The organism is Okeania sp. SIO3B5, assembly GCF_010692555.1.
GTDB lineage: Bacteria > Cyanobacteriota > Cyanobacteriia > Cyanobacteriales > Microcoleaceae > Okeania.
The window spans coordinates 5,570-15,689 of the sequence record NZ_JAAHHG010000214.1 but is presented as its reverse complement, the minus strand read 5'-3'; the positions used below and the strand labels follow the sequence as shown (position 1 = coordinate 15,689).

The following is a 10,120-nucleotide window of genomic DNA, read 5'->3' as shown; positions in this document are numbered from 1 at the left end:
AAGGGAGTAGGGGAGTAGGGGAGTATTTTTTTTGCCGAACTATGCGCCCAAAATCCTAACTTTTTGAGCATAAAGAGCTGAAAACCACATACTTTTTCAAGATCTAAAAAGGCTAAAACCTTTATATCATGTCCGGTTGAATAATTAGACAATGGTTGTCCGAAGGCAGGAGGCAGGAGGCAGGAGGCAGAAGGTTTTCTCCCATTTTTACCTTAATTTTATACACAAACGGTGCTACCGAACATGATATTATATGTAAAAGCTTTGATATTTATTCAGCAAGCCCTAAATAATATTACCTACTGACTACTGACTACTGAATATTGATAGGACTTACGCAAAGGCACTATATATAGGGTGTCGCTCAGTTACGCTACCGCTAACACACCCTACTAATAGCGTTAATGCGTAAGTCCTGATTGATTTAAGTCAAAATTAATCTAAGTCTCACAAGTTACTCATGCCGTTAGTTTTTCATAGATATAGCAGTGGAAGTAAAGGTTAGGATATATCAAAAGCTTAAAACCTAGACAAAGCCAGATTTTTCCTTCTTCCTCCCCCCTTTCAAAGGGGAGTAAGGGGGGATGCCTTCTTTCTTCTGCTATATGGAATGAAATTACTATAATTGGCAGAATAATTTATGAGATATCAACTTAAGAAGTTATTATTTTTCTTACCGCTACTTATATTTTTAGCTAGCTGTGGTGGATTAAATAGTCCGACAAATTTAGGGGAAAAAAATCAAGATACACAGGAGTATACTGCTACTTCAGCTCAACCATTTAATTATCAAGATTACAACTCAATTTTAAAGGAATATGTCAACGCAGAAGGGTTAGTTGATTACGAAAGATTAAAGGAAAATCGGCAAAAACTTGATGAATTTAATGCTGCTATTGGAGCTGTAACGCCAAGCACTTATGATTCTTGGACAGACGCAGAAAAAATCGCTTTTTTAATTAATGCTTATAACTCTTTTACTTTAGAATCTATTATTGATAATTACCCCACTAAAAGCATTAGAAATATTATTGGTGTTTGGAAGATTCGTAAGTTCGATATAGTTGGGGAAAAGTTGACATTAGACCATATCGAACATCAGATTTTAAGGAAAGAATTTAATGAACCAGGAATTCATGTTGCCTTAGTTTGCGCTGCAATAAGTTGCCCTCCTCTGAGACAAGAAGCTTTTACTGGTAATCAATTAGAACAACAACTAGATGACCAAGCTAAGAAATTTCTAGGCAATAATCAAGGCTTCAAAATAGATAGTCAAAATAATGCTGTTTATTTCTCTTCAATTTTTAAATGGTTCGGTGAAGATTATGAAAAAACCTATGGTCAAGAACCAACTATTGATGGCTTGAATGAAACAGAAACGTCAATCGTAAATTATGCTCATCAATATGTAAGTCCTGATGCTCAAAAAATTTTAAAACAGGGTGGTTATCAAGTTAAATATTCTGACTATGATTGGTCTTTAAATGTTCAATTGTAGCACAGGCATCTTGCCTGTCAGAGTTGTATCCCACTGATGTAGTACAGGTCTCTTAAGTACCTAAACAGAATTATTTACACAAACAATTTCTGGAGAATTAATAGCAGTAAAAATCTTGGTTTTCTCAAATATAAGGAACAGGCAAGATGCCTGTGCTACAAAACTATTCAAATCATCACGCATTTACAAAGAACCAATTTTTCTGTAATGAGTATTTTTCCACAGAAGGAGAATTAATAGTAGTAAAAATCTTGGTTTTCTCAAATATAAGGAACAGGCAAGATGCCTGTGCTACAAAACTATTCAAATCATCACGCATTTACAAAGAACCAATTTTTCTGTAATGAGTATTTTTCCACAGAAGGAGAATTAATAGTAGTAAAAATCTTGGTTTTCTCAAATATAAGGAACAGGCAAGATGCCTGTGCTACAAAACTATTCAAATTATCCCGCATTTACAAAGAACCAATTTTTCTGTAATGAGTATTTTTCCACAGAAGAAGCTTAAATTATGTGTCATTATTCACAAAAAAAATTAAAACAAATGCTTTTAGAAAAAATATTCGTAATTATTCCTGTTTTGAATGAAGAATCTACCATTACAAATGTAATTAAATCATTACAATTTTACGGATTAAAAAATATCATGGTAGTTGATAATGGTAGTACTGATAAAAGTATAGAAGAAGCGAAAAAAGCAGGCGCAAAAGTTATCAAAGAACCCATCCCTGGTTATGGTAGAGCTTGTTGGCGTGGCATTGAAAATACACCTGGAGAATGTGATTGGATTTTATTTTGTGATGGAGATGGTAGTGATGATTTAAAGCAACTACCAAAATTTTTAACTGCTACTAATAAATACGATTTAATATTAGGCGATCGCCGTGCGACAAAAGCAGGTAGGTCTGTTATGACTCCCGTACAAAATTTTGGTAATAAGTTAGCTACTTTTTTAATTGGTTTAGGGTGGGGATATTGGTATCAAGATTTAGGACCTTTGCGTTTAATTCGGAAGTCTAGTTTAGAGAGAATTAGAATGCAAGACCGAGGTTTTGGTTGGACGGTAGAAATGCAAGCTAGAGCTGTAGAATGCGATTTAAAAATAACTGAAATTCCTGTTGGTTATCGTTGTCGTCAGGGTGGACGTTCAAAAATATCAGGTACTATAAAAGGTAGTTTTCAGGCTGGAACAATTATTTTGACAACTCTTGGTAAATTGTATTTAAAATTCCTGTGGAAAAATCTAGAATTGCAGAATAATACTAACAAATTCTTGAGTAGGGGAGTGGGGGAGTGAGGGAGCGCTTACAAGGGTTAAGTTTTTAAGATTTGACACGGAGACGCGGTGACACGGGGACGCGGTGATTGGATAATTGAATAATTAATTCAATCTAATTCATTAGAGAAAACCTCCGCGTCCACCTATCTGGGCGTTTTCCTCTTTGAAAAGTCGATACTGATAACTGAAATGACTCTATTTTGTGTAAGTTCCATTAGGAAAAATCTGTCTTTATTACTAAGTTCATTTTTGATATTAGTAGGTACAATTTTTATTGTTCCCTACGGTAGTTTTCAGGAAACTGGTATTATCATAAAATTTTGGATTGGTATCAGTATAATTAGTTTAGGTTTTATAATTTCTTGGGCAATACCTTCAATTAATTATGCTTGGTTTTGGAGTATAACTATTCTGGCTAGACTAATATTAATTCCCATGGAACCGGGGGATGATATTTGGCGTTATTTGTGGGAAGGTTACATTCAAAATTTGGGTTTTAGTCCCTATGATTTAGCGCCAAATGCTTTAGAATTAATTCCCTATAGAACAGAGTGGTGGTCATTAATGAATCATCCTGATACTTCTGCTATTTACCCACCTTTGATTCAATTAGGGTTTCGATTTTTAGCACTAATTAGTCCTTCAGTATTTGTTTTTAAGTTTGCTTTTATTTTGGCAGATTTAGGTATTTGTTGGTTATTAACTAGAAAATTTAGCCTGCAAAAAACTTTGATTTATGCTTGGAATCCTTTGATTCTTTATTCCTTTGCTGGAGGTGGTCATTATGATAGTTGGTTTCTCTTACCATTAGTGGGAGCATGGTTAGTTTTTGTTGAAGAAGGAAGAGGGAAGAAGGAAGAGGGAAGAAGGAAGGACCGAAGTTGGAAAAAGTGGATGGGGACTCAAACTCCTGTTGAAGAAGGAAGAGGGAAGGAGGAAGAAGGAAGAAGGAAAGACCGAAGTTGGAAAAAGTGGATGGGGACTCAAACCTCAAACAATTGTAAAAACTGTGTAGACGGCGGGGTATTAAACTCAAAAGAAAAAGATAATTATCGTTGGTATTGGAGTGCTTTTTTAATTGGTATAAGTGTGGCAATAAAATGGGTTTCTTTACCAATTTTATCTTTTGTTGTTTGGCAGAAAATATTCGGTTTTAGGGAACAAGATATTGGGAGGAATAATACTAATTTTATTAGCAATTTTTTCTATACAAAAATTCGACAAGTTCCACAGGCAGGTTTTTTATTATTAATTGGTTTATTACCAATGTGCGTTGCAGCTCTTAATTTTTGTGAACCTGGAAAATGTTCGCTCATTCCTACCAGTTCAAATTTTGTTGTTAATGGCCGTAGTGCTGAATTAATTCCTTATTTAGTGAGCTTTGTTTCGGAACAATCTACAAAATTTAACTGGATTTATGGAATTCCTCTTTGCTTAGGAGTAGGAGTTTTAATCTGGAATTGTCGTAGATTTGTTAATTTTGCTGAATGGTATTTTTTCTTGTTATTAATTTTATCTCCTATAGTTCATGGTTGGTATTTTACTTGGTTAATTCCTTTTGCTGTAGCAACTAGAAATTTAGGGATAAGATGGGTGAGTTTATCAGGATTTATTTATTTTGTTTTGCCATACAGACAAGCTTTAGGAGATTATAGTTGGTTTTTAACTCCAATGGAAAGATACTGGTTATGGTTGCCTCTAATAGTAGGATTTATTTGGAGTAATTGGAAAGGGAATAGGGAATAGGTAACAGGCAACAGGCAACAGGCAACAGGCAACAGGCAACAGGCAACAGGCAACAGGCAACAGTTTAGGCTATCTGCTACAGCCAAATTTTTTGATACTCAGAAGAAAAATATTAGCATTTTTAGACTAATTGAGCCAAAAATATTGCACTTTCTCAGCGATATTTAACCCTGGAAGTCCTTACAGGTATTGATTACAATTTTATTCAGCAAGTCCTAAATAATTCTAGTTTAAAGCCTCCCCTTTTAAGGGGAAAAAAAGTGGTCGAAAGATGGATGGTTTTCCTAACCATATCCAATCGACCAAGAAAAGAAATAATATTTCCTTATATTCAATTCCGTAACAGTTTTAACCAGAGGTAATTATCAATTATCAATTATCAATTATCCATTAATGAATTATTCCTTCTGATTAAATATCTTCAGATGCTTCCGATTTATTAACAAATCCGCCAATAAAACTAGAAACAAAAGATAATACAATTGCACCCAAAACTGCAGGCCAAAAACCATCAACTTCTAAACCAGGAGTAAAGTATCCTGCTAATGATAGAGAAATTCCATTTACTACTAATAGAAACAACCCTAAAGTTAAAATTGTTAGAGGCAAAGTTAAAATTGTTAAAAGTGGTTTCACAAACGCATTTACTAACCCCAAAACAATTGCTGCAACTGCTGCTGCTGGAATACTATCAACTCTCACACCAGGTACAACAAAAGCTGTAATTAAAAGTGATAAAGTTGCCATTAACCAAGTTAGGAAAAAACTAACCATAGCTATTTTTTTAACCTCCTCTTAATCGCAATTAAATTATTTCGTCTAATTATAAATTAGATAGATATTTATCAATTTTAACCATTGACTTTGATCAAAATAGCAAGTTTCAGGATAGTCAGGCACAGTTTTAAGACTAATCCATAATTTTGATTCACTTCTTATTCCGTTCTACTAAACTTACCCAAACTTACCCATACATGGTTGCATAAGCTTTGGAGCTAGCTTCCTGCTTCTCTGAAGACCACTGACCGCAGTCTGTAACTTATCTTCTCCACAGGCTTAAATTCGCTTGAAACTCAAGCTACTGATACACATAGTTTTTCAGATTGATAGCAGCATTCAAATCTCTATCAGTTTCAAAACCACATTGACTACACTCATAAGTTCTCAAGTGTAATGGCATTTTCTGTTGATGCCCACAGTTTGAACATATTTGAGAACTTGGATAATATCTATCAGCTATTACTAATTCACTGCCGTACCACTCACATTTGTATGTAAGCTGACGTTTAAATTCATAAAACCCACAGTCTGCTATGGCACTTGCCAATTTATGATTTTTGAGCATTCCACTTACGTTTAAATCTTCAATTACTATGGTGCTGTGGTTTTTAGCTAACCATGAAGTGAGTTTATGTAGTGTATCTGCTCTAATATCAGCTACTTTCTTGTGGAGTTTTGCTAGTTTTTTTACTGCTTTGCGTCTGTTTTTGGAACCAATAACTTTTTTACTGACTGCTCGTTGATGACGAACTAATCGTTTTTTGGCTTGTCTATAGGCTTTGACGTTAGCAAATTTGCTGCCATCAGAACAGGTTGCTAATGTATTTATGCCTATATCTACACCTATAGTTTCTCGGGCTTTTTCTGTTGGATAAGATTCAAATTTGTACTTGAAACTGATGTACCAACTATCTGCTCGTTTGGATATGGTGACGTTTTTTACTGGTACTGGAGGTAAAATTTCGTATGTTTTTACTACTCCTATTCTAGGTAGTTGTATGTAGTTTCCTTGGAAAATCTTAATACTTCCTTCTAAGTAAAAGCTGTCTTTTCTACCTTTTTTCTTAAAGACTGGAAATCCACGTTCAGGAATAGTTAGAAAGTTTTTAAATGCCCTCTCTAAGTCTCTTAATGCTTGTTGTGGGGCACATTTAGACACCTCATAGTACCATGGATGAATTGATTTGACTTCAGCTACTAAACGTTTATGCAAGGTAATTGCGCTTGGGCGTTTTTTAGTTTCTTCGTACTCTTTTATGCAAGTTGCTAATCCCCAGTTATAAGCAGTCAGGAGCTACTCCTGCGTGTTTGGCAAGTATTGTTTTTTGTTGGTTGTTAAGTTTTAGCTTAGTTTTAAAAGATTTCATGATTATTGTTTTTGTTGGCACTAAGCGCGCAGTTCTGCTGTTTCATATATACTTAATAAGTTAGACATAAATCTAGTATACCACAGTAAATGTCTAATTGTTTTGAACTTTGTCCAATTATTTTAATACTGTTGATAGCCCTAAAAGTATAAAACGGTAGTGGTGCATTGTAATTGTATAGACAGTGGGAGCATCTTGCTCCCGTTCTCAGTCAAGGATGGGGCGGGTTGATCTAAATTTAATATTGTAATGGTATAGACAGTGGGAGCATCTTGCTCCCGTTTTCAGTCAAGGATGGGGCGGGTTGATCTAAATTTAATTTTGTCAGAACTTAGGCAAAGGCACTATTTATATAGTCTAAGTACTATTGGACAATAGTTTTGAACGCTATATATAGCGTATCTGCGTAAGTACTAATTGTAATGGTATAGACAGTGGGAGCATCTTGCTCCCGTTCTCAGTCGGGGATGGGGCGGTTTGATCTAAATTTTATGTTGAGCAATTAATTTAACGTAGAACCCGCCCCTACCCGATGCCACATTTTAAACCAAAACTGCTGTATATCAAATTAAACAGCCATAAGCAACACATAAACAATTCAAATTATTGCTCAAAAAAAAATATTAATATATGTATCAAATTTAATATAAAATTAACTCTTAATTAAATAAAGTAGCTGTTTATTTATCAAAATCAGGACTTAGGCAAAGGCACTATCTATAGAGTCAAATAACTATTGTCCAATAGTATTGAGCGCTGTATATAGCGTATCTGCGTAAGTCCTAAAAATCTCGCAAAAATAAAAATAATGCTATCAAATGACTTTCTAGAAACAGTTTGGTTAATACCTTGCTATGCCATCATCGGCGCAGTTTTAGCCATACCCTGGTCTCCTGGAATTATTAAACGCACCGGGCCAAGGCCAGCAGGTTATATTAATCTGATTATGACCTTAATTGCTTTCTTACATGGCTTAATCGCTCTGTCAGTAGCTTGGAATCAACCAACTCAAGAATTATCAATACCTTGGCTAGATGTGGCCGGGCTAAATATCAGTATTTCTGTAGAAATATCTACCCTCACTATTGGGGCGACTATATTAATTACTGGTCTCAATCTTCTGAGCCAAATTTACGCGATCGCCTATATGGAAATGGATTGGGGATGGGCACGTTTCTATTCTTTACTGGCATTGTTTGAAGCTGGAATGTGTGCCTTAGTTTTGTGCAACTCTCTATTCTGGAGTTACATAATTCTAGAAATTCTCACTCTCGGTACATATCTATTAGTGGGGTTGTGGTTTAGTCAACCATTAGTAGTTACCGGAGCAAGAGACGCTTTCCTGACAAAACGGGTGGGAGACTTATTTTTGCTGATGGGAGTAGTTGCTCTATTACCTCTAGCAGGAACTTGGAATTATACGGAGTTAGCTGGGTGGGCAAAAACTGCAAACATCGCTCCTACAACTGCTACCCTATTAAGTCTTACTTTAATTGCCGGACCTCTGGGTAAATGCGCTCAGTTTCCCCTACATCTGTGGTTAGATGAAGCAATGGAAGGGCCAGTGCCAAGTACTATTTTACGGAATTCGGTGGTGGTAGCGGTTGGAGCGTGGGTGTTGATTAAAGTGCAACCTGTTTTAGCTTTATCTCCTGTTGCTTCCACAGTAATGATTGGAGTGGGAGTGTTTACAGCGGTTTGTGCTTCTTTAATTGCTATTGCCCAAATTGATATTAAGCGATCGCTTTCTTATTCGGTCAGCACTTACATGGGTTTGGTATTTATCGCTGTGGGAACTGGTCAAGATGAAACTGCTTTGATGCTTTTATTTACTTACGCTTGTGCGATGGCGTTGTTGGTAATGAGTACGGGTGGGGTAATTTTAAACTGCGTCAGTCAAGACTTAACTCAATATGGCGGTTTATGGTCTCGTCGCCCCATTACGGGAATTTCTTATTTAGTTGGTGCTGCTGCTTTAGTGGGTTTGCCTCCTTTGGGTAGTTTCTGGGCACTGTTGCAAATGACAGATTATTTGTGGAGTAGTCAATCTTGGTTAGTAGGTGTGTTGTTATTGGTGAATGGGTTCACTGCTTTTAGTATTATTCGGGAGTTTGGTTTAATTTTTTGCGGTAAACCGAAGCAAATGACTGAGCGATCGCCTGAAGGTTTATGGGCATTGGTTTTGCCGATGACTATTTTGGCTGGTTTGACGTTGCATATTCCGCTGTTGTTGTCGCAATGGGAATTACTGCCGGATATAGCGACTATTAATAAAACTGTTGCTGGTTTATTATTGTTATCCAGCGTGCTTGGTTTTGGTATTGGTGGATTGATTTATCTAAATGATAACTGGGAGAAACCAATTAAGTTTCCTGTACCAGCAATACAAGACTTTTTTGCCTACGATTTTTACACTGCAAAACTGTATAGAATTACTATTGTTTTTGTGGTGGGTTTGGTATCAAGAATTATTTCCTGGGTTGACCGCTATTTTGTGGATGGTGTAGTTAATTTTGTGGGGTTAGCTACTGTGTTTGGCGGTCAAGGTTTGAAATATAATGTTTCTGGTCAGTCTCAGTTTTATGTATTGACAATTTTGATTGGTATGACTCTATTATTAAGTTGGTTAGTGGTCGGTTTATTTTAAAAAGCGGTCAGCATTTCAGCAGAAAGGTTATATTCTGATTAATTTTATGTATATCATAGTCAAAAATAACTGTAATATCATGTCCGGATAATTAGTGATAAAAAACCTTATCCCTTTAAATCTTTCTTTTCCTTCTGCCTTCTGCCCTCTGCCTTCTGCCTTCCTTCCTCCAAAGTGTAACTATTCAGCCGGACATGATATAATGCTTGCCTTGAATTTTTGAAATATTTAAGCCTGCCATAAAGCTGATTTAACAGCGGGTTAATTTACTTAAAAATTTCAATCATTTCGATGAATAATCTGTAGATTACACTTAAAAATTACTCGTTAGTTGTAGTAGACTAAAATTTTGAGATGTTGAATCTAATCTAATTTAGTATTCAGTTAATTTACAGAAAAAAATATCAATCAATTATTTAGATAAATCATCCATATATGACACTCAAAAATGGCGTTGCATAAATGCGGAATGCGGGTTTTAATAGTTTTGTGGAATGGGCATCTTGCCCGTTCCTGATATTTTTTCGTAGGCAGGATACCCTTGGTTTTACTAGACTAAAATTTTGAGATGTTGAATCTAGTCTGATTTAGTAGTGGGTTGATTTACGGGAAAAATTTCAATCAATGATTTTCAGAAAATTCTCTGTAGATGATACTCAAAAATCAGGAGTTTTGCCAGACTAAAATTTTGAGATGTTAAATCTAATCTGATTTAATAGATAGTGGGTTGATTGACAGAAAAAATCTCAATCAATTATTTCAGTAAATCATCTGTGGATAACACTCAAAAATAAATCTGGCGC

At 35.5% G+C, this 10,120-nt stretch carries 7 protein-coding genes; 4 read left to right on the top strand and 3 right to left on the bottom strand.

Features of this window, described 5'->3' with window-relative positions:
- Nucleotides 1-640: 640 nt before the first annotated feature.
- The 3 genes from F6K54_RS24230 to F6K54_RS24220 all read left to right on the top strand — a co-directional run bounded on the left by F6K54_RS24230 (nucleotide 641) and on the right by F6K54_RS24220 (nucleotide 4,523).
- Nucleotides 641-1,498: a DUF547 domain-containing protein gene (locus tag F6K54_RS24230; RefSeq protein ID WP_293083023.1), complete on the top strand. Its 858-nt coding sequence runs from the start codon at nucleotides 641-643 to the stop codon at nucleotides 1,496-1,498.
- Nucleotides 1,499-2,042: 544 nt separating this feature from the next.
- Entirely contained in the window at nucleotides 2,043-2,795 is a 753-nt protein-coding gene (locus F6K54_RS24225) for a glycosyltransferase family 2 protein (protein ID WP_293083020.1), read from the top strand.
- A 171-nt stretch (nucleotides 2,796-2,966) separates the two neighbouring features.
- Complete coding sequence (locus F6K54_RS24220) at nucleotides 2,967-4,523, top strand: glycosyl transferase family 2 (RefSeq protein ID WP_293083017.1); 1,557 nt, start codon at nucleotides 2,967-2,969, stop codon at nucleotides 4,521-4,523.
- Nucleotides 4,524-4,934: 411 nt separating this feature from the next.
- Here the strand turns inward: F6K54_RS24220 and F6K54_RS24215 are convergent, their stop codons facing one another.
- From F6K54_RS24215 to F6K54_RS24205, 3 genes are all read right to left on the bottom strand, one after another.
- Complete coding sequence (locus F6K54_RS24215; protein WP_293083015.1) at nucleotides 4,935-5,297, bottom strand: phage holin family protein; 363 nt, start codon at nucleotides 5,295-5,297, stop codon at nucleotides 4,935-4,937.
- A gap of 304 nt (nucleotides 5,298-5,601) precedes the next feature.
- Complete coding sequence (locus tag F6K54_RS24210; protein ID WP_293083025.1) at nucleotides 5,602-6,561, bottom strand: RNA-guided endonuclease TnpB family protein; 960 nt, start codon at nucleotides 6,559-6,561, stop codon at nucleotides 5,602-5,604.
- A 19-nt stretch (nucleotides 6,562-6,580) separates the two neighbouring features.
- Nucleotides 6,581-6,670, bottom strand: coding sequence for a helix-turn-helix domain-containing protein (locus tag F6K54_RS24205; RefSeq protein ID WP_293083013.1), 90 nt, complete (start codon nucleotides 6,668-6,670; stop codon nucleotides 6,581-6,583).
- 808 nt (nucleotides 6,671-7,478) lie between these two features.
- Between F6K54_RS24205 and F6K54_RS24200 the strand changes: the two genes are divergently transcribed.
- Nucleotides 7,479-9,317: an NAD(P)H-quinone oxidoreductase subunit F gene (locus F6K54_RS24200; protein WP_293083011.1), complete on the top strand. Its 1,839-nt coding sequence runs from the start codon at nucleotides 7,479-7,481 to the stop codon at nucleotides 9,315-9,317.
- Nucleotides 9,318-10,120 lie beyond the last annotated feature (803 nt).